This is a genomic window from Microbacterium karelineae (assembly GCF_009745985.1).
Lineage (GTDB): Bacteria > Actinomycetota > Actinomycetes > Actinomycetales > Microbacteriaceae > Microbacterium > Microbacterium karelineae.
Window position 1 is genome coordinate 1 of record NZ_WFIX01000057.1, and the last position, 334, is coordinate 334.

General features: G+C 40.4%; 1 protein-coding gene. It reads left to right on the forward strand.

The annotated features are described in order from the left end of the window. Positions 1 to 15: 15 nt before the first annotated feature. Positions 16 to 334: 4Fe-4S dicluster domain-containing protein (locus GB932_RS21905; protein WP_497755938.1), on the forward strand; the 319-nt coding region annotated here is incomplete at its 3' end.

Genomic DNA, 334 nt, shown 5'->3' on the forward strand with positions numbered 1-334 from the left:
ATCTTCCAGCCAGTAATGTGTCAGCACTGTAACCACGCTCCATGTGAAACTGTATGTCCGGTAGCGGCTACTTCACACGGTAAGCAAGGTCAAAACCATATGGCTTACAACAGATGTATCGGTACCAGATATTGTGCAAACAACTGTCCGTACAAAGTAAGACGTTTCAACTGGTTTACTTATAACCTAAATGACAAGTTCGATTTCAACATGAACAACGATTTAGGAAGAATGGTACTTAACCCGGATGTAGTTGTAAGAACTAGAGGGGTAATGGAGAAATGTTCAATGTGTATCCAAATGACTCAGAATACTATTCTTGAGGCTAAGAAAG